The sequence below is a fragment of the Kocuria flava genome (genome assembly GCF_001482365.1).
Taxonomy (GTDB): Bacteria; Actinomycetota; Actinomycetes; order Actinomycetales; family Micrococcaceae; genus Kocuria; species Kocuria flava.
The window spans coordinates 69,397-88,719 of record NZ_CP013255.1 but is presented as its reverse complement, the minus strand read 5'-3'; the positions used below and the strand labels follow the sequence as shown (position 1 = coordinate 88,719).

The window sequence follows — 19,323 nt, the reverse complement described above, 5'->3', positions numbered from 1 at the left end:
CTGCGGCGTTGCAGCAGGGGTTCCGTTGTGTGCGCCGCCGCAGCCCCGGCATGCGGTTGACTGGCAATCACCGCGCCGGCGGCGGTCTACTGCCACGGACGTGGAGCACACCGACCGATTGATCGAGGAGCAGTACATGACCACCGACACTCCGCCACCGGACTGGACTTGGGGTCAACCTGCGGCCGAAGCCCTGGCCTGGCTGGTCGAGTCCGGGGTCACGGGCGCCCCGGAGACCGACGTGATGCCTCCCGGGTGTGCTGACTCCACCTGGGTGCTGCACCACCAGTACCTGTTGCCGGCTGAGCAGGACCTGGAGACCTCCGCGGTCCGGCAAGGGCTGGGGTTCCTCCCCACGCCGCCGCCTCCGTGGGCCAGGGTGCGATGGCAGCAGGTGGCCGAAGCCACCGGCCAGGTGATGGGCGGTGGCTCGTATCAGGTGCGGGCGGTTCCGCCCTGCTATCGGTGGGGCGGCTACCTCCACAGCGACGTCACCGGGGGCGCTTTGCGTGAGGACCCGGCACATGAGTGGGCCGCCAGTGAAGGCTCCCCGTCCCAGGAGGAGCTCGAGCAGCTGATCCCGGTGCTGGACCGCCACACCAGCAGCACCCAGGCCATCGGGGTGCTCTCCGAGTTCGACTTCCAGTGGCGGGATTTGCGCTCGGTCGAGCGGTCGCCGGCTTTCACCTTCACGCTGGCCCGGTTGGTCGAGGACCTGCTGGCAATTTCTAGCAGGGATCGCACCACGATGGCCCCGCACTGGTGGTGGCCCCAGGACCGGGCCTGGCTGGTGTGGACGGACTGGGACCTATCGGGAACCAAGGTCTACGGCTCTGCCGCGCTGATCGAGGAGCTGCGGGAACACTCGGTGCTGGAGACTATCGACTGGCACCCCGGACCCTGATCCCTGCCTCCGTGGAGTAACCCATGCCCCTGAGGGAGCTCCCGCAACGACCGTCGACCTCTGGGCCAACAGCGATGCAGTAGGGGTTCCCGTACAAGTACTCCGTGGCAATCGCCGGTGCCCGGGGCATGCCGGCTGCGTGACCTTGAAGTGGGGACGGGTGTCATGGTCGTGGGGGTGCCTCACAGCGTGTCGGTGCAAGAGCGTCTGGCCACGAGTTATTTGGTCCGGTAGATGTGCAGTACACGAGTCCCGTTTGCATCCGAACATTCTGGAGGACTCCTGCAGCAGACGGGCGGTAGCGCACATGGCGGTCATCTCGCAGCGCACGGGTATCCGGTTGCGGGTCCTGTTGGGCTGCCTCGTCCTCGGGTTGGGCGGCGTCGCGGTGGCCTTCACCTGGCCGGCCTTCCCTGCCCTGGCACCTGCCGATCAGGGCTGGGGATGGATCTTCCTGGCCCTGGGGGCGGTGACCGCACTCATGGGTGTGTGGCTGGTGGTGGGCCGGTGGCGCGGAAAGCCTCTCGTGTTCTCGGACCACCCATGGCGTTTGGGGCTCTGGGCCGTCATGGCGGTGGTCTACTTCGCGTCCTTCGTGGTGTTCGCCCGCCCCGTCGCCGGGAAGGGCGAGGACGTGGGTCCGCTGGTTCTGCCCGGGTGTGCCGCGTGGTTGGTGGGTCTTGCCGTGTGCATGCTGTTCGTGCCGGCAGGATCCGAGGCGCCGCGGCGGAAGGGGCCGTTGCGCTTCACTCCTGCGGGGCGGAAGAAGGCTCACCGGATACTGCTCTTCCTGGGTGGGGCCAGCGTGGTGCTCGCGCTGATGGGATTGGCTCTGATGGCGCTCTCTGAAATTCCCCAGGGATGCTCGTTGAGTTTCCCCACCCGGTGGTTGTGGTCACTGTAGCGGTCGTGGGGTTCCGGTGGTGGTCCGGCGCAGGGTGTCGGCGCGGGCTTGGTGGGCGCGTAACCGGTAGGAGTCGCCGTCGAGGTTGAGGACCACGGAGCGGTGCAGGAGCCGGTCGAGCAGGGCCGCGGCGACGGTGGTGTCGCCCAGGACCTCGCCCCAGGAACCCACCCCGCGGTTGGTGGTGAGGATGATCGAGGTCTTGAGGTAGCGCTGGGAGACGACCTGGAACAGTGCCGAGGCGGCCTCGGCGGGCAGCGGCAGGTAGCCGAGCTCGTCGATGACCAGCAGGGTGGGTCCGGCGTAGAAGCGCATGGTGGTGGCCCAGCGGCCCTCGATTGCGGCCTTGTGGCACCGGGCGGCCAGGTCGGCGGCGGTGGTGAAGTAGGTGCGGTAGCCGGCCTCGGCGGCCTTGCGCGCCAGACCGACTGCCAGGTGGGTCTTGCCGACGCCCGGCGGGCCGATCAGCAGCACGTTGGTGGCGGTCTCGAGGTACCGGCAGGAGGCCAGTTCGTTCATCAGGGCTGGGTCCAGTCCGGGGGCGGCCTCGAGGTCGAAGCCCTCCAGGGTCGCCGGGGAGGGCAGCGAGGCGAAGCGCAGCCGCCCGGCCAGCCGGCGGGCCTCGGTGGCCTCGACTTCCAGGCCCAGCAGTCGCTCCGGGGCGGCGGTCATTGACAGGCCCTCGGCGGTGGCCTCCTCGAGGACGGTGGGAAGGTGCTCGGCGGCGGTGGTGAGCTTGAGCTCGGTCAGGTGGGCGCGCAGGCGCTGGTACAGGCTGGCCTGCGAGATGCTCACGGGCTCGGTGGTGGGGGTGCTCATGTGAGGGTGTTCCTTCCGGCGGCGGCGGCCGCGTAGCGGGACAGATCGATCACCACGGCGCCGTCCTCGACGGCGCCAGTAGCGATGGTGGGGTCGGTGGTGCCGCGCAGTTTCGCGGCCTCGGCCCGGGACGCCTCCCCGGGCGGGATGCGGACCTTGGACCGGTGCGGCACCGCCGAGGTGGCGGCCTTCATGGCCTCGGTGTTCAGCGCGGTGACGTGGCCGTGGTCGCGGACCATGGCCCCGGTGCCGGGGGCCGCGGCCCGGTGCCGGGCGATGACGGCCCCGTTGCTGGTGGCGATGTCGAGGTGGGGCTCCCCGAGGCGGGCGATCACGGTGACCGTGGCGTGGGCCAGCTCGGGGGCCACGGAGTAGGAGTTGCCCCGGTAGGCCACCAGCGCCTGGGCCGAGACCTTCCGTTCCACCGTGGTGACGGCTGGGAACGGCACCGGCGGCAGCGCCCCGAGGGATTCGGCACGGGCCAGGGCGCCGACGGTCGTACGGCCCTCGCTCGTGGTGCGGGTCCGGGCGTCACCGCGGGTGGCGCACCACCGATCCAGGGCGGCCTGGGCGGATTCGACGGTGGCGTCGTCGGGCAGGGTGCGCCAGACGCGTTGCGCCGCGGAGTGCACGGCCTTCTCGACCACGCCCTTGCGGTTGCCCCGCCTTGGCGGGCAGATCGCCACCGAGACCCCGTAGTGCTTGGCCACCGCCGCGAAGGTCGCGGTGACCTTCCCGGTGGGCGGGTGACAGACGGTGGCCATCCGGTCGAAGCGCCACATCTTGGTGACCCCGCCCAGGGCGTGGGTGATGTGATCGATCCCGGCGATCAGGTGCGCCTGGTCCTCCGACTCGCACAGCACCCCGCGCCAGGCCCCGGAATGGGCCAGCGCTCCGACGAGCAGGTGCGCGTTCGCCCCTACACCCCAGGCCGCGGGCGGATCGGGCAGCTCGACCCAGTCCCACTGGGTCTCCTCCCCGGGCGGGTGCTCGATCACCGCCACGGCCCGCCCGGCGGTCGGGCGGCAGTCCTGGCACACCGGGCGCAACTGGCGCTGCCGCAACTGACGGGTGAAGGTCTGGTAGGCCCCGGGGTAGCCCAGATCGGTGACCTCGTCGTAGAGCGTCGTGGCCCACAGATGCGGGTCCTCCGCCAGGCGGGCGCGGCAGAGATCCACGAACGGCGCGAACGGGTCCGAGGTGCCGCGTTGGCGGACCCCGGGAGTGCGGTTCCCGGCCAGGTAGGCGCGGATGGTCTTGCGGTCACGGCCCAGGTGCCTGGCGATCGCGGAGATCGTCCAGCCCTGACGGGCCAGCGCGTGCGCGTCGATGTCTTCCTCCCGTGTGAGCATGGTCAGCGGGGCTCCCTCGAATCGATGGCCGGAGGTCAGAGACCGCCATCATCGAGGGGGCCCCGCCGTCATTGGCGGAGCCACACGGGTGGGGAATTTCAGTGAGCAGGTCTGGGGAGTTTCACCTGAGCGTCATCAGCTCTCGGGCATTGGGCTGATCCCTGGTTCGCTGAGACCTTTGTCGGCTCGGGTCTTTTCGGGATGGCATTCACAGCGGTGATGGCAGTGCGGGTCTTGAGGGCTGTGTCCGTGGGGGAGAGGGCGTCGACCTCGGTGCCCGGTAATGCAGCGGAGGAAGAGTGATCCGCAACCTGTTGGGCCTGCTGGACTCCTGTCGAAAGCCAGGGCCCAGCACTGCAGTAGGGGCTGTTGACGTGCCGCGATGGCTGGCGTGGTGTTCTCTCCGCCGCCACAACAGCCGTTCACTTATGCACATATGATGGATGTTTGTACCGGGCGGTAAGACAAAAGACCGCCCAGACCTGGGGGTGGCGAGTGCAACAGCGACGGTGGGCGCAGCTGGCGGTGCTGGGCGGGTTGTTCATGATCGCCGTGGGGGCGGTGCCCCTGTGGTGGAGCATCGGGCACCTGACCTCGCCGGCCACCTCGGAACTCTTCGCCCCGTGGCTGGGCGTGCTCACCGGGGCGATGGCGGTCGTTCTCGGCGTCCTGCTCATCAGTGGTGTTCTCCGCCGGGCTCCCCGGCAGCTGAGCCGTCGACGGTCCACCCGGATCATGCTGGTGTGGTGGCCGATCGCCGGGGTGCTGATGCTGCTCAGCAGCTGGGAGAAGCCGGCCATGGCCGGTGTCGCGCTGTTCCCCTTCCTGGTGGCGTTCCCCGTGGCCGCACTGTTCGAGCAACCGCGGCAGCAACAGCGCTACGCCCAGCTCATCACCACCCGTCCGCACCGGGTGCAGGCCATGATCGGTGTCGGGGTGGTCGGCTCCGTGCTCTTCGGTGCCTTCGGTGTGCTCTCCGCAATCGCGCGGGAGTGGCCGTCGCTGGGGGCCTTCCTGGCGTTCTTCCTGATGAGCTTCAGCTACCTGATGGGGGCGCGAGCTGACCGGCAACAGTTCGCCTCACCCGGGTCCCATCGCGAGGAGATTGGCCCTTGAAGTCTGCCGCGAAGGTGGTTGCTGAACGGCAACGTTGATGGGCAGGGACCGCTTTACATATGGCCGGATAAAGGACATTGAGTCAGCTCGGTTGTCACCGACTATGCGGCAACCCCGGAATTCAGGTGTAGCTCGCCGATGACCGGAGTCATGGCGCTCACTGGTCAGCACCTCGGCGCGAAGCTGTTTGGTGGGACGTGCGAGAAAGGTGTCGCACCGTTGTTGAGCGTGAGCGGATTCTCGTGGGGCTCGCTGGAGGGGACTTTATAGAAGAGAGCCATGTTCGGCACGAGGACAGGGCCCCCGTCACCATGGCGGTGACGGGGGCCCCACAGTCGGTCGGATGCGATCAGATACGATCGCGGCGATCGGTGTCGTCCTCGATCTCGACCTGCTCCTTGCGGACCTCGGCGTCAACGCGCTGGGTCTCAGAGATGGTCTCCTTTTCGAGCTCGATCTTCTCCACACCCACGGTCTCCTTGGCCACCACGGCACGCTCCTCGTGGAGGGTGACCTCCACGGTGTCCTCGCCGATGGTGCCGCCGGTGACCTCGGTGCCGTCGAGGGGAATGCGCTCGACCCGGACCTCCTCACGCTGGACGGGGACGTCGACGGTCTCGTGCTCGGTCACGACGTACTTGCGCAGACGGGCGCGACCCGACTCCTCGCGCTGCTTGCCGACGCGCAGGCGCTCCTCGTGACGGATGACCTCGTTGTCGTCGAGATCAGTGCGAGCGGCGGTGTCCTGACGGTCTGCGGTGTCGCCGGTGTACTGATCATTCCGGGTGTACCCAGCCGCCGGAACGGCGTGGTGATCGGCTTCGGTGGCGTGTCGATCCTCGCGCCCGCCCGTGCCGGAGTAGTTCATCTTGTAGTAGCGGTAGAGCTCCTCCTCCTCGGCCGGGGAGAGGTGCTGGTCCGCGTCGATGCCGGGGGCGTCCTTGACGACGTCCTTGGTGTACGGAAGAACGAGGCGGTCGCCGTCCTGTCGGGCGCCGTCGGCCGGCACGAAGCTCTCCTTGGTGCCGAACAGGCCGGTGTTGACGGTGACGAAGGTGACCTCCTCGGTGTTGTCGTCCAGGAAGACCTGCTCGACCTTGCCGATCTTGTCGCCGTCCGACCCGTAGGCGGTAGCGGAGAGAAGGGCGTTGACGTCATAGGTGGCCATGAGAGCTCCTTTATGTGATTCACGTGGCACGAAAGTTGAGCCCCCGATAGTGGTGTAGCGCGGTGGCCCTGCTCGTCGTCCCGGACGAGAGCGCGGCCACCGTGAGATCTTTCGAGTTCACCTCTCACAGCACCCTCGAAAGGACATCATCACGATGACCGCTCCTCATATTGTCGACCCTGCCGGCCTGCTCGGCGAAGCCCTGACCGAAGCCTCCCCGGACTTGATGCGGACCCTGCTGCAGACAGTGATCAACGCGCTGCTCTCCGCCGACGCGGACGCGGTGGTCGGCGCCGAGTGGGGCAGACCCGCTCCCGAGCGGGTGACCCAGCGCAACGGGTACCGGCACCGCGACCTCGACACCCGGATGGGTACGATCGACGTGGCCGTCCCGAAGCTGCGCGCTGGCACCTACTTCCCGGAATGGCTGCTCGAGCGCCGCAAGCGGGCCGAATCCGCCCTGATCACCGTGGTCGCCGACTGCTACCTCGCCGGGGTCTCGACCCGCCGGATGGACAAGCTGGTGAAGACCCTGGGCATCAACTCCCTGTCGAAGTCCCAGGTCTCCCGAATGGCCACCGACCTCGACGAGCACGTGGAGTCCTTCCGCCACCGGCCCCTGGGCGAGGCCGGGCCGTTCACCTTCGTGGCCGCCGACGCACTGACCATGAAGGTCCGCGAGGGCGGGCGGGTGGTCAACGCGGTCGTGCTGCTGGCCACCGGGGTCAACGGCGACGGCCACCGGGAGGTCCTCGGGATGCGGGTGGCCACGGCCGAGACCGGGGCGGCCTGGAACGAGTTCTTCGCCGACCTCGTCGCCCGGGGACTGGGCGGGGTCCGGCTGGTCACCTCTGATGCCCATGCCGGGCTCAAGGACGCGATCGCCGCGAACCTGCCCGGTGCCGCCTGGCAACGGTGCCGCACCCACTACGCGGCCAATCTCATGTCGATCTGCCCGAAGAGCATGTGGCCGGCCGTCAAAGCCATGCTGCACAGCGTCTACGACCAGCCCGACGCCACCGCCGTGAACGCCCAGTTCGACCGCCTCATCGACTACGTCACCGAGAAGCTCCCGGCGGTGGCCGAGCACCTGGCCAATGCCCGGGAGGACATCCTCGCCTTCACGAGCTTCCCCAAGGACGTCTGGGCGCAGATCTGGTCCAACAACCCTGCCGAGAGGTTGAACAAGGAGATCCGGCGCCGCACCGACGCGGTCGGGATCTTCCCCAACCGCGCAGCCATCGTCCGCCTCGTCGGCGCGGTGCTGGCCGAGCAGACCGACGAATGGGCCGAGGGCCGCCGCTACCTCGGCCTGGAGGTCCTCACCCGCTGCCGGCTCACCACCGTCGCCGACACCGGAAGCGAGGTGAGCCCCGACCCCCTGACCGCCCTCACCGCCTGATCCCCGCACGAAGGATCGCTACACCACTCCCGGGGGCTTGACCGGCACGAACTCATGGGATGGAGTTCGGCGCAGGCGGCGCCCACCGCGGGGCGGAGTGGTGCATTCGGCTGCTCGTGGTCAGTTTACTGACCATCAGCCTGCTGATCAATGGTCGAGCCGCGAGTGGATCCTCTACGTGGCAAGGGGGGGGCGTGCGGACTCTTGCTGTCGCGGCCGCTCCAGAACAGTGTCTCTGAGGTGGCCTTGCCGGGTGGGTGCTCACCGAGGAACGCCTCCGCGCCGTCATGGCTACGACAACCTCGCCGCGGAGTATCGGCGGGCTCCCGGAGTGCTGGCGCCGTCACACCTGACCGTGCGATCACCCCGTACGCCGGCCACGGGGACCAGCGTAAGCATGAAGCCTATAGATAGGAAGCATGCTTGTCACTGTGCTCGCGGTCCCGTGCCCGGAATTTCTTCCGGCGAGCCGCTCCCTGTGTTTGCGACGCCGATCGCAGTACTGCGGCCCCCGCGGCAGCCTCGGCGACCGGGTCGGAACTGGCCCGCAGGGGCAGGCGCGCGTTGGGTGTGGAGGCATTCCCACCTTTATAATAAGCTACCTTATTAATAATAGTGGTTGGGCTGTTGGCCGCCGAGTTGAAGACCTGCGCGTGTCGCTCCCGGATGGTGCCGGGTGCCGGCCGGTGGGTTTCGGTGCTGTGGTCCTGATGGCTCGCCCCTGGTCGTGCGTGGGGTGGGGGAGTAGGAGTGGTGGATGCGTCTTCCGAGGATCCTGGCCCTGGTCCTGGCCGGCGGCAAGGGCTCCCGCCTGGGCGCCCTGACCGAGGACAAGGTCAAGCCCGCGCTGCCCGTGGCGGGCACCTACCGGCTGATCGACGTGGCCCTGTCCAACCTCGTGCACGCCCACGTCTCCGACGTGTGGGTGATTCAGCAGTACCTGCCCCACGGCCTCAACGCCCACCTGGCCAACGGCCGCCCCTGGGACCTGGACCGCACCCACGGCGGGCTGCAGGTCCTGCCCCCGTACCAGGGCGCCGAGGGCGAGGGCTTCGCCGAGGGCAACGCCGACTCGATCTACCGGCAGAAGGACCTGATCCGCGAGTTCGCCCCGGACCTCGTGCTCGTGCTCAGCGCCGACCACCTCTACACGATCAACTTCCTCGACGTCGTCGACACCCACCTCGAGCAGGGCGCGGACCTGACCATGGTCACCACCGAGGTGGCCGAGGACCCCTCCCGCTACGGGGTCGTCCAGGTCGACGACGACGGGGTCGTGACCGGCTTCGACTACAAGCCGGAGGACCCGCGGGGCCGGCTCGTGGCGGGCGAGATGTTCCTCTACGACGCCGCCCGGCTGCTCGAGGCGCTCGAGGAGCTGCACGAGCGCCAGGGGCAGCTGGAGGACTACGGCAACGACCTCGTGCCGTGGTTCGTCGAGCACGCCCGGGTGGTCGAGCACCGGCTCGAGGGCTATTGGATGGACCTGGGCACGGTGCAGTCGTACTGGACCGCCCACCTGCAGCTGCTTGACGGCGAGGGCGTGGCCCTCGACGACCCCGACTGGCCGATCCTCACCGCCCAGCCGCAGCTGGTGCCCGCCCGCGTCGCCGCCTCGGCCGAGGTGCGCGGGTCGATGGTGGCCGCCGGGGCGGTCGTGGCCGGCACCGTGGAGCACTCGGTGCTCGGCCCGCGGGTCGTGGTCGAGGCGGGCGCCGTCGTGCGCCACTGCGTGCTGCTCGACGGGGTGCACGTGCCCGCGGGCGCGGTCCTGGTCAACGTGGTGGCCTACGCGGGCGCCCGCGTCCCGGCGGGCGAGCACGGGCGGGCGGGGGCCGTGACGCTGCTCGACGGGACGGGGGCGGTCGCCTCCGTCGAGGACTTCGACCGGGACGCCGCCCTGCCGACCGGCTTCTGACAGGAGCCCGGATTATGGTGCCATCGTTGCCCGGCCCGCAGGGGCGCCCGAGGGCCTATCTATGCGCTGTCCCGTCACGGGAGGAGGTGGAGCGGGCGCGCGCCTGGGCTGGCCCACGCACGGAGGCCCCCGGGTGGTCGCGGATCGGGATCCTGCTGTCGACCCCCGAGGTGGGACAGTCTTCACGGGTGCTGCGCCAGCTCCACGCCCGCGGAGCGACCGTGGGTGCCCCTGCTGAGCTGGGGGCGCTGAAGGAGTGGCCGGGGCCGCTGCTGGTGTACGAGCCCACCCTGGCCACACTGGCCGCAGGGGAGGCGATCACCACCGCCACCCGCCTGATCGTGCTCACCGCCGATGCCGCAGTGCTCCAGCCGTGGGTGGACGCCTTCGACCCCGAGCACCTGGGCGGGCAACACCTGCCTGCGGCTGCGGTGGTGCTGCCGGTGGCCCTGGTGCGACGGACGATGGTCTACTTCACCCACCACCTCCAGTCCGGGGCCCTGGTGGGCGGGCGGTTGTGGGAGCTGCTGCTGCGCCGGCTGGAGGAGCTCTACCACCACGAGCAGCACTTCAGCCCCGAGGACCTGCTGGCCCTGGCCTGGCAGCTGCACTGGCCCCCCGATGCCACCTGGGAGCTCTACCGCTGGGCGCACGAGCACCTGCCCTGCGCCACCCTGCACCCCCGCCCCTGAACCCTGAGCAGACCCCAGCGGGGCGTCTCGCCCATCCGGGGGGCGTGCATCCCGGTGTCCAGGTGCGCAGGCCAGGTTTCTGACGCCAACGTGGCGGGGCACATGGCCTTTCTGGGCGGGTCACCGCGGATCCCCCTCCCTATGAGCAGTACACTTATCATTTGGCCAGGGTGCCTCAGACACGATGCTCGGGCCGGGAAGGTGCGCGTCATGGAATGGTGGTCCTCGTTTGCCAATCCGCGGGCCTATACGGCGGCGCCGATGGCTGCGACCGTGGCGGTGTACCACGCTGTGGCCTGGGCGTTCAGTCACCACGACGAGCTGTCCTGGGGATCGCTGGGCATCGTGGTCCCGGACCTCACCCACCTGGGGGCGGTCGAGCCTCTGCGGCGCCTGCAGCGGCGCGGGGTGCAGGTGGGCACCCTCGACCAGGCCGAGGTCGCCCGCCACGTCGACCGGGTGCTGATCACCTACACCCCTGATGAGGCCACTCGCGCCCGCGTCGAGGCCCTGGAAGAAGCCCGGGTGGTCGTGGCGATCGGTGACGACAGCCACCAGCACTATCGCTGGGTCAACCAGCACCACCCGGTCCACCTCGGCGGAACAAACCTGACCGCGGCACCTCCGATCCTGACCCCAGGGGCTACCCCCGTGGCCGCCGCCTGAGCGCACACCCACCGACCCGCCACCGGGGCGAAGGGCAGGCCAAGGGGCCTCCCGGCGCGCGGTCCCCACGATGGATCCGTGCCCTTCCCGACCGTTGTGGTGGCCACCTCGGAATGCCAGACACCGAGGAGTCCACCAGGAGGGGCGGGTGTGACAGAAAGTGAATTAGCGGGCCCCCAGCAAAATTACCTCCAGGTAGGTTCGGGGGTGTGCCGGGTCCGCCCCCGGTAGAGCGCAACAGGGCCGCCTCCCTCGCCGGCCGGGCCTGTTCCGTTCAACTCGCTCCGTTTCGTGGAGCGAGGATGCCCCCGCCTTTTCGGGTGGGGGCATCGTCACATCCCCCTCCGCGGCAATCGACTCGCTCAATGTCCACCAGCTGATGTGCCCCCGCCGTCCCCAGTGACGGGGACCCCTGTTGGTAGCCCACCTCAGGGAGATCCTTCGAGCCATGTCCACGCGAGGTGGGGGACAGGTGTGCGCAGCCCCGTCGGTGAGAGGACAGCCCCAGAGGAACAGGCAGTGGTCAGGCCCGACACGGCCGCTGAAAGCCCGGCCCCGAGGGTGTTGCGCAGGAGTGGGGACAAGCCTCAATACCTCCGATGTTGTTGCGAACGCACATGATAGGGGGGTGAGACGCGGTCTCGCCGCCGGGTTTCGTGGTCTCCACGCCCGGTGGGATCACCAGGGGGTAAGGGGTACGAGGATGGAACCGGCGGTACTGGAGGCCAGGCAGGTGGTGAAGGCCTACGGGCGTGGGCCGGGTCAGGTGCGGGCGCTGGAGGGGGTGAGCCTTGAGATCGGGTCGGGGGAGTCGGTGGCGATCGTGGGTAGGTCCGGGTCGGGCAAGTCCACGTTGATGCACTTGCTGGCGCTGCTGGACACCCCCACCTGCGGGCAGGTGGCGTTCTTGGGGCGGCCGGTGAGCTTACTGGGGGTCGGGGAGCTGAATCGGATCCGCAATGAGAGTTTCGGGTTCGTGTTCCAGCAGTTCTTCCTCACCGCCCATCAGTCCGTGTTGGAGAACGTGGTGCTGCCGCTGCGCATCGCCGGGGTCGGGCGCGGTGAGCGGCGGCGGCGGGGGATGGCGATGCTGGAGCGGTTGGAGCTGGCCGAGAAGGCCGGCTGCGCTGCCGTTGAGCTATCGGGTGGGCAGAAGCAGCGGGTGGCGATCGCTCGGGCGTTGATCAATGATCCTCAGGTTGTCTTCGCTGATGAACCCACCGGCAACCTGGACTCGGCCACCGGGGCGGTGGTCGAAGACCTCTTGTTCGCCCTGCACCGGGAGCAGGGAACCACCCTGGTGGTCGTCACCCATGACGAGGAGCTGGCGGGCCGATGCGACCGCCAGGTGCGGCTGCGCGACGGGCGGGTGCTGCCCACCGGTGCCGACCCGATCCCGGAACAGCCCCCCGTGCCCGATCTCGGGCATCAGTCCACACCCGGCGCCCGGCAGCGCTGCGGGTCCGCCCCGGTCATCGAGGACACTGCGGCGGCGGCGCTGGAGGGGTTGCGGTGAGGGTCGTGGATATCGCCGCGACGGCGATCAGTAGCACCTGGCGCACGAGGCTGCGCACCGGATTGACCGTGCTGGCGGTGTTCATCGGGGCTTTCGCCCTGACGTTGACCTCGGGAATGGGCTCGGGGGTCACGCGCTACATCGATGAGACCGTGGCCGCGTTCGGGGACGAGAAGTCGTTGTACGTGCAGAAGTCTCAGCCGCTGCTGGAGCTGTCCTCCGGGTCCGGGCCGCGCCCCTACAATCCGCAGGCCACCCCGATCGCTACCGGCTTCGGGGTCTCCTTCGAAGGACTCACCGCCGAGGACATCACCGTCATCGAGGACATCGAGGGGGTGGCCGAGGTCAAACCGGTCTACAACGTCGCCCCCACCTACCTGGCCGCCGCCGGGGCGAAGTTCCAGCTCACCTTGGGGATCCCCGTCGACAGTGAGGGGCTGCAACTGGTCGCCGGCGCTATCGCCGCCGAAGGCCACGACGAGCTGGCGATCCCCGACAGCTGGGTGGGTGAGCTCGGGTTTGACTCCGCCCAAGAGGCGGTCGGAGAAGTGGTGGAGGTGGTGATGACCAACGCCGCCGATCAGCCCCGGGCCTTTCCCGCCACGATCTCCGGAGTGACCGAGGCCAGCCTGGCCGGGGTGGCGATGAACCCGATCCCCTCGAGCAGCTTCAACGAACGCCTCTACGACTACCAGGTCAGCGGCACCCCGGCCCCGGTGGCCGCCAGCTACATCATGGCCCGCGCCGTGCTCGAAGACCTCGACCAGGCCCCACCCGTCCAGGAAGCTCTGGAAGAGGCCGGGATGGTCGGATCCACCGTCGAGGACCAGCTGGGGATGTTCCGGGCGGTGATCAACGCGGTGGTGTGGATCCTCAACGTGTGCGCGGTTATCGCGCTGCTGGCCGGCAGCCTGGGCATCGTCAACACGCTGCTGATGAGCGTCCAAGAACGCACCCGCGAGATCGGGCTGATGAAAGCCCTGGGCATGAGCGGCGGGAAAGTCTTCACCCTCTTCTCCCTGGAAGCGGTGTTCATCGGCCTTCTGGGTGCGGTGATCGGGGCCGGGGCGGCGGTGGGGGCCGGGACCTACCTCAGCCGCAGCTTGGCCGACGGGCTGCTGGCCGGACTGCCCGGGCTGGTGCTGTTCACCTTCCAGACGACCACCGTGGCCTTGATCATCGCCTCGGTCATCGTCATCGCCTTCCTCGCCGGCACCCTGCCCGCCGCCCGCGCCGCGCACAAAGACCCCATCACTGCCCTACGCCACGAATAACCCCCACCACCACGACGCAGGCCCCCACCGTTGGTGGGGGCCTGCGTCGTGGTGGTGGGGGTGTGACGGGTCAGAAACGGGCGCGCCGGCGCACGAGGACGGTCGCGGCGCCCACGAGCAGGACGGTGCCCGCACCGGCGAGCAGCAGCGGGGTCCCCGAGGACCGCGCGTCGGCGCCCGTCTGGACGTCGAACCCAGGATTGACCCCCACCGGGGCGGCCTCGACCGGGGCGGCCACGGGTGCGGCCTCGACCGGGGCGGCCACGGGTGCGGCCTCGGCCGGGGCGGGCGCCACCGGGGCCGGTGCGGCCGGGGCGGCCCCGCAGGCCAGTGCGGCCTGCTCGAGCAGCCCCGCCAGCTGCGCGGCCGTGGCCTGGTCGATCCCCAGCTGGGCGAGCAGGCCGTCGAGGACCACGGTGGACTCGGCCACCGCCTGCTGCGCGGCGGCGGGGTCCACGCCCTCGAGCGCGGTGCCCAGCCGGGCGTCGAGCTCGGCCAGGCGCGCCTCGGCGGCCGCGACGGCCGCCGGGTCCCCGGACTCCTGGGCCAGCGCCAGCTGCTGGGCGGCCTGCTCCAGCTCCTGCAGGCTCGGCCCGCCGGCGCCGCCGACCAGGGCGGCGTACCGGGCCTCGGCGGCGGCGACGGCCTCGGCGGAGAGCTCCACCTGCGCCAGGGCCTGAGGGGTGATGCCGGTGCCGGCCACGGCCGTCTCGAAGGCGGCGGTGGCCTCGGGGCAGGCGGGCGCCCCCGGGGCGGCCGAGGCCGCGGGGGCCCCCGCGACGAGGCTCCCGGCCAGCAGGGCGGCCGTGGTGGAGGCGGTGGCCCAGCGGCGTGCCGGGCGGCGGGCGGGGCGTGGCTCGGGGGTGGCAGTCGTCATCGCGTCCGGATCTCCGATCGTCGTGCCCTGCGGGCGCTTCCCGCGGGGGCCGTGCCAGCGCGCGGGCGGGCCGGGCTCCTCCGGGCGGAGGGGACGGGGCCGTCCCGCGTGGTCCCCGGGGCGTGCGCGGGCCCGTGGAGCTGCCTGGAGCCCGGACGGGACCGGAGGACCGCTGCTGGGCTCAAGCTACCCACCCGTCAACAATGTTGGCAATCGTTAACACCCGCTTCGTGCGGCACCTTCGCTTCCTGAGGGTGGGTGGCGGCTGCCGCGACCGCCACCGCCAGGAGGGGGGCGCGGTGCGCGGGCGTCGGTGACGGCGTGGCATCGGCGGCCGGCACGCCCCAGCGCCCACCATGCAAAAGCTACTGTTCGCGTAGGCGAAAACCCGGCTGGTGGTGGCGGGGTCGGAAGGAAGAGGGGTGTGCGGTGGATGCTGTCCTGGCGGGTCTGCGCCTGGTGCCCGCACGGGTGCATGAGCTTTCCCCGCGGGCGCGGGTGGTGATCAGTCAGCTGCCCCAGACTCTCGCCACGGTGGTGCTGCTGATCGCCGTGGGGCTCTTCCGCCCCGGGTTGCTGGCCGATGCCCGGGTGCTGTGGGGCGGGGGCCTCACCGTGGCGCTGCTGCTGGCCTGTGTGCTGGTGCCCTGGGAAGCCCTGGGACCGAAGGCGTCGTTGGTGATTCCGGTGCTGGATTTTCTGCCAGTGGGATTGCTGTTCGAGGGGATGTTCCCCCATGTGCTGGGCATTCCGTTCCTGGTCACCCTGCCGATGCTGTGGCTGGTGGCCTCCGGTCAGCTGGGGCGACTGGGGGCTCCGATCGGGGCGCTGCTGACCCTGGCCATGCTCTGGGCCCCGGTGCTGCTGGGGCCGGAGCCGGTGAGTGTGGCGGCCTTGAGCGAGTCGGTGCTGATCCCGGTGATGGTTCTGGCCATCGGGGCGATGGCCCAGGTGCTGGTGGACAGCGCCGGGGCCAAGGACGCCCGGCTGCGCCAGCTGCTGGCCGAAGCCGCCCGCCGGGAACGACTGCTGCACACCGTGCTGGAGTCGGTGGACGTGTGGGTCCTGGCCCTGGACGAGACCGGCCGCCCGGTACTGGCCAACAACGACCAGCTCGCCGCCTACGCCCATCGCCGCCACGGCCACCAGCAGGCACCCCTGGACCTCTACGACAGGGCAGGGGAGCGGGTGCCGGCTGCGGAGGCCCCGATCGCCCGGGCGGTGGCCGGGGAGTCCTTCTCCGGGGAGCTGCTGCGGGTCGGTGAGCCTGCGGCCCAGCGCATTCTGTCCGCCACGGCCCGGGTGCTCCACGATGACCAGGGTCAGCCCGAGGGCTCCGTCTTGTCCTTCAGCGATGTCACCGAGCTGGTCGAGGCCCTGGAGGCCAAGGACGAGTTCGTGGCCGGGATCTCTCACGAGTTACGCACCCCGTTGACCTCCATCCGCGGCTATACCGAGCTGCTGAGCCTGGACGAGCAGCTGTCAGAGCCTGCCCAGGCCGGGTTGGCGGTGATCGAGCGCAACGCCGAGCAGCTGCTGCACCTGGTCGAGGACCTGCTCAGCACCCACCGTGGCCCCGCCCGCCGGCACTCGGGCCCGGTCGATCTCCTGCCCGTGCTCGAACAAGCCCTCGAGGCCGCCCGCCCCGGCGCCGAGCGGGCGGAGGTGGCCCTCACGATGTGGGCCCACCCGTCCCTGGTGGTCCTCGGCGACCCGGTAGGCCTGCGTCAGGTCCTGGACAACCTGATCTCCAACGCGGTGAAGTACTCCCCACCCCACCGACCCGTGTTCGTCATCGCCACCACCGAGACCACCACGGCCCAGGTGCAGGTCATCGACCACGGCTACGGGATGAGCCCACACGAGGTCGCCAGGGTTTTCGAGAAGTACTACCGCAGCCCCACCGCCCGCATGAGCACCACCCCCGGGTTGGGCATCGGCCTGGCTTTGAGCAAAGCCATCGTCGAAGACCACGGCGGCACCTTGACCTGCCACAGTACAGCCGGGGAAGGCACGATCTTCACCCTCACCCTGCCCACCGCGTGACCCCGCCGGCCAGGCCGCCCGACCCCCCAAAGAAGGGAGGGTGGGGGTGGTCAGCTCTCTGTCAGGGCAGAGGACGCAGTCGTCGTGCCCGTCAGCACCCGGCTATCCAGTTCGACTCCCAGGCACTGCAACCGGTCCACAGTCAGCGGGTGCGGACCCTCCAGGCTCAGATACTCCTGCTCCAGGCGCCGGCTGACCCGGCTGTGCAGCACCTGCAGCTGCACCAAGGACAGGCCCAGCAGCTCCTCCGGGAAGGGCTCTTCCGGGGTCAGCGAGGTGGGATCCGCACCGGGGGCCAGCCCCGGTTCCTGCATCGTCGAGGGCAGGTGATCGGTCACCGGACCACCCCACCTTCCGACAGGGCGCACCGGCTCGCAGACGGACAGCAGGCATGAGGACAGGCATGAAGGGGCTGGGGCACGCAGGCAGCAGCCCGCGCAAAGGGCAACAACGGCATGGGAAGAGGGGTTCTTTCACTGGGCAGCATTCAGGACTGCGGCCAGCTACTTAGCCACCCACCAGCATATCCTCGCCCGGCCCACACGGTGAACCCCCTCCGGTCATCACCCGGGCCGGGACCGGAGCCGGCAGCCCCTTGCCACAGCTGCAGGACAGCGGGCTCGCGACTTTCGCACACCCCCTGCCTCCGGGGCGGCAACCTGTGCGGTGGGAATGGCGCCGCCCCCGCCCCGAGACGATGACCGGGGCGGGGACGGGTTCACGCCAGGTGCTCATCCCGGCGGGTGGAGCGCTGATGGGGACGACAGCAGTGGCACCCCCCAAACACCCCGCTGCGCTGCGCATCGGAACAGCGCATCTTCAGGCTACGCAACCGACAGCACACTTGCCATAGATGTGACCCTTCATGTGCCGACGACCACGGGTGCGGCCATTCCCGACCGTGCGCCGGTCGCTCCCATGTCCTGGGCCGGGCGGATTCGGGGGCGAGATGGGAGATGTAGGGCTGTGCGTGGTCATCCGGGCCGGTCGTTGATGAGTTCACGCAAGGCGTGGTCGAGCATCAGGCGCTCGAGGCGCGGCAGGTGCAGCGCCTGGTAGAGGTAGGCCTCAAGCTCCAGTTCATCGGCGTCTCCACTGAGGCTGTAGTAGTGCCACCACAGCTGTGATGGGGAAATGCCCGCTCGCGTCATCGCGTGCTGCAGGGCGCGGGCCTGCTGGGCTTCTTGGACGTCGAGCAAGGGGGGCCTCCTTCAGCCTCGAGATCGTGCGAGGAATCTGGACAGTGCAGCGGGGCGGGCAGGTGATCAATTCCCTTCACGCTCCCACACCACAGTGCCGCCGGGCCCACCGGCGCGTTTCCGCCTCGCTGCCCGGACCACCCGTGCGTGGACCCGCGCTCACCCACCAGGACCTCCGCCGGCAAGCCCAGCACGCATAGGGCAGACAGGTTCACCGAGTCCACCAGGGCGGTGCCGACAGGTGGCTCAACGGGCGATCCGGGCAGTCTGCCGTGGCCGACCGGGAGCGGATCCAGGACGCACAAGGAATCCTCACAGTCAGTCGATCGTGCCGTGCAGCACCCCGGTGGTGGTCTCGGCCAGGACCCGGCTGTCAGGCTCCATACTCAGGCTCTGCAACCGGTCCAACGAGAACGGGTGCGAGCCCCCCCCCCCGGCTCTGGTACTCCCGGTCCAAGTGCCGGCTGATCCTGCTGTGCAGCACCTGCAGCTCCAGCAGGTGGAGTCCCAGCAGCTGCTCGGGCCACGCTTCCCCCGAAGCCAGGGCGGTGGGGTCTCCTCCGGGCAGGGATCAGGGCTGCGGCCGACTACTCAGCCATCGCCGAGCCTCTCCCGCCCCTGACCCCAGGGAACCCCTAGTGGCCGGCCGGGTTCAGGGCTGGGTCCTGGTTGAGGCTCGGGAGGTGTTGAAGTGCGTGGTCGGGGCCTGTCCACCGGTGGTTTCCACCAGCTGGGTGGCGATCTCCCGGACCTTGGTGTGGCGCGTACTGGCTGCGGCGGCCAGCAGGGCGAAGGCCTCCTCCTGCGTGCAGTAGTGCTGGGCCATGACGATGCCCACGGCCACATCGATGGCGGTGCGCGAGTCCATGGCCGCGCGCAGGTCGGCTTCGGTGTCCTGGTAGTGGGCCAGGCGCAGAGCCAGGCGCAGGGCCGTGGAAGTCGCGGCGACCTCCTGGGTGATGGTCGCGATCGCGGTCTCGTCGAAGGCATGGGCCACCCCGGCGTAGACGTTCAGCGCCGCCTGGTCCGGTCCGGGCAGATCGAAGGGCGCGGCCACGGCCGAGTGCACCCCCTGGGCCATGGCGGCCTCGGTGTAGGCGCCCCACCGGTCGTCGGTGGCGAAGTCCGGGGCGTGGATGAGCAGCTGCTGGCGGGCAGCACTCATGCAGGGGCCCTTGTCGAAGCCGTACTGGATCTCATCGAGCACCACGGCCCGGGCGTTGCTGCTGGCCACCGTGCCGGCCGTACCATCGCGCAGCAGGGTCACGGCGCACCAGACCTCGACCCCACTGGAGCTCAGGTGGGCGGCCATGATCTGGGTGAACTCCTCCAGGAACTCCTGCAGGTCCCGGCTAGCGGCCAGCACCTCGTGCAGCTGCACCGAGGGGGAGACGGAGGGATAGGACGGAAACGGTGAGGCCCCCGTCGTCGTGGTCGTGGAATCGGTCAACGCAGTCCTTTCAACGCGCA

General features: G+C 69.8%; 17 protein-coding genes. 10 read left to right on the top strand and 7 right to left on the bottom strand.

From position 1 onward, the window contains the following. Window positions 1-100: 100 nt before the first annotated feature. Window positions 101-904 carry a hypothetical protein gene (locus AS188_RS16085; RefSeq protein ID WP_058860069.1) on the top strand — a complete coding sequence of 268 codons (804 nt, stop codon included), beginning with the start codon at window positions 101-103 and terminating at the stop codon, window positions 902-904. A gap of 307 nt (window positions 905-1,211) precedes the next feature. Next, window positions 1,212-1,808, top strand: coding sequence for a hypothetical protein (locus AS188_RS16080; RefSeq protein ID WP_058860068.1), 597 nt, complete (start codon window positions 1,212-1,214; stop codon window positions 1,806-1,808). Here AS188_RS16080 and istB read toward each other — a convergent pair. Together istB and istA are read right to left on the bottom strand one after the other, a co-directional pair. Beyond that, a complete protein-coding gene (gene istB, locus AS188_RS16075; protein ID WP_058860067.1) occupies window positions 1,800-2,627 on the bottom strand; it encodes an IS21-like element helper ATPase IstB in 828 nt (275 codons plus the stop codon). The two genes, AS188_RS16080 and istB, sit on opposite strands and share 9 nt — an antisense overlap. Then, on the bottom strand, window positions 2,624-3,979 hold the full coding sequence (gene istA, locus AS188_RS16070; protein ID WP_058860066.1) for an IS21 family transposase: 1,356 nt from the start codon (window positions 3,977-3,979) through the stop codon (window positions 2,624-2,626). Before istA ends, istB begins: the two co-directional genes overlap by 4 nt. A 495-nt stretch (window positions 3,980-4,474) precedes the next feature. On the opposite strand from istA, the gene AS188_RS16065 reads away from it, so the two are divergent. Then, window positions 4,475-5,095: a UbiA prenyltransferase family protein gene (locus tag AS188_RS16065; protein WP_058860065.1), complete on the top strand. Its 621-nt coding sequence runs from the start codon at window positions 4,475-4,477 to the stop codon at window positions 5,093-5,095. A gap of 349 nt (window positions 5,096-5,444) precedes the next feature. On the opposite strand, the gene AS188_RS16060 is transcribed toward AS188_RS16065, so the two are convergent. Next, window positions 5,445-6,263 carry a DUF2382 domain-containing protein gene (locus AS188_RS16060; protein ID WP_058860064.1) on the bottom strand — a complete coding sequence of 273 codons (819 nt, stop codon included), beginning with the start codon at window positions 6,261-6,263 and terminating at the stop codon, window positions 5,445-5,447. A gap of 154 nt (window positions 6,264-6,417) precedes the next feature. On the opposite strand from AS188_RS16060, the gene AS188_RS16055 reads away from it, so the two are divergent. The 6 genes from AS188_RS16055 (at window position 6,418) to AS188_RS16030 (ending at window position 13,731) form a co-directional block, all read left to right on the top strand. After that, entirely contained in the window at window positions 6,418-7,665 is a 1,248-nt protein-coding gene (locus tag AS188_RS16055) for an IS256 family transposase (RefSeq protein WP_058857610.1), read from the top strand. Window positions 7,666-8,422: 757 nt separating this feature from the next. Then, window positions 8,423-9,583: a glucose-1-phosphate adenylyltransferase family protein gene (locus tag AS188_RS16050; protein WP_058860063.1), complete on the top strand. Its 1,161-nt coding sequence runs from the start codon at window positions 8,423-8,425 to the stop codon at window positions 9,581-9,583. 188 nt (window positions 9,584-9,771) lie between these two features. After that, complete coding sequence (locus AS188_RS16045; protein WP_058860062.1) at window positions 9,772-10,275, top strand: hypothetical protein; 504 nt, start codon at window positions 9,772-9,774, stop codon at window positions 10,273-10,275. A gap of 261 nt (window positions 10,276-10,536) precedes the next feature. After that, window positions 10,537-10,941 carry a hypothetical protein gene (locus AS188_RS16040; RefSeq protein ID WP_147050759.1) on the top strand — a complete coding sequence of 135 codons (405 nt, stop codon included), beginning with the start codon at window positions 10,537-10,539 and terminating at the stop codon, window positions 10,939-10,941. A 703-nt stretch (window positions 10,942-11,644) separates the two neighbouring features. Next, the gene (locus tag AS188_RS16035) at window positions 11,645-12,457 is read left to right on the top strand and encodes an ABC transporter ATP-binding protein (protein WP_083529630.1); all 813 of its coding nucleotides are present in this window, start codon (window positions 11,645-11,647) and stop codon (window positions 12,455-12,457) included. 5 nt (window positions 12,458-12,462) lie between these two features. After that, a complete protein-coding gene (locus AS188_RS16030) occupies window positions 12,463-13,731 on the top strand; it encodes an ABC transporter permease (protein WP_236945155.1) in 1,269 nt (422 codons plus the stop codon). Between the two features lie 70 nt (window positions 13,732-13,801). Here the strand turns inward: AS188_RS16030 and AS188_RS16025 are convergent, their stop codons facing one another. After that, window positions 13,802-14,608 (bottom strand): hypothetical protein, encoded by an 807-nt coding sequence (locus tag AS188_RS16025; RefSeq protein ID WP_058860059.1) that lies wholly within the window; start codon window positions 14,606-14,608, stop codon window positions 13,802-13,804. A gap of 471 nt (window positions 14,609-15,079) precedes the next feature. Between AS188_RS16025 and AS188_RS16020 the strand changes: the two genes are divergently transcribed. Beyond that, entirely contained in the window at window positions 15,080-16,654 is a 1,575-nt protein-coding gene (locus AS188_RS16020; protein ID WP_147050731.1) for a sensor histidine kinase, read from the top strand. 50 nt (window positions 16,655-16,704) lie between these two features. On the opposite strand, the gene AS188_RS16015 is transcribed toward AS188_RS16020, so the two are convergent. From AS188_RS16015 to AS188_RS16005, 3 genes are all read right to left on the bottom strand, one after another. Then, complete coding sequence (locus tag AS188_RS16015; RefSeq protein WP_058860057.1) at window positions 16,705-16,992, bottom strand: hypothetical protein; 288 nt, start codon at window positions 16,990-16,992, stop codon at window positions 16,705-16,707. 636 nt (window positions 16,993-17,628) lie between these two features. Beyond that, window positions 17,629-17,853: a hypothetical protein gene (locus AS188_RS16010; RefSeq protein ID WP_058860056.1), complete on the bottom strand. Its 225-nt coding sequence runs from the start codon at window positions 17,851-17,853 to the stop codon at window positions 17,629-17,631. A 652-nt stretch (window positions 17,854-18,505) separates the two neighbouring features. Beyond that, on the bottom strand, window positions 18,506-19,303 hold the full coding sequence (locus AS188_RS16005) for a GAF and ANTAR domain-containing protein (protein ID WP_083529629.1): 798 nt from the start codon (window positions 19,301-19,303) through the stop codon (window positions 18,506-18,508). Window positions 19,304-19,323: the final 20 nt, after the last annotated feature.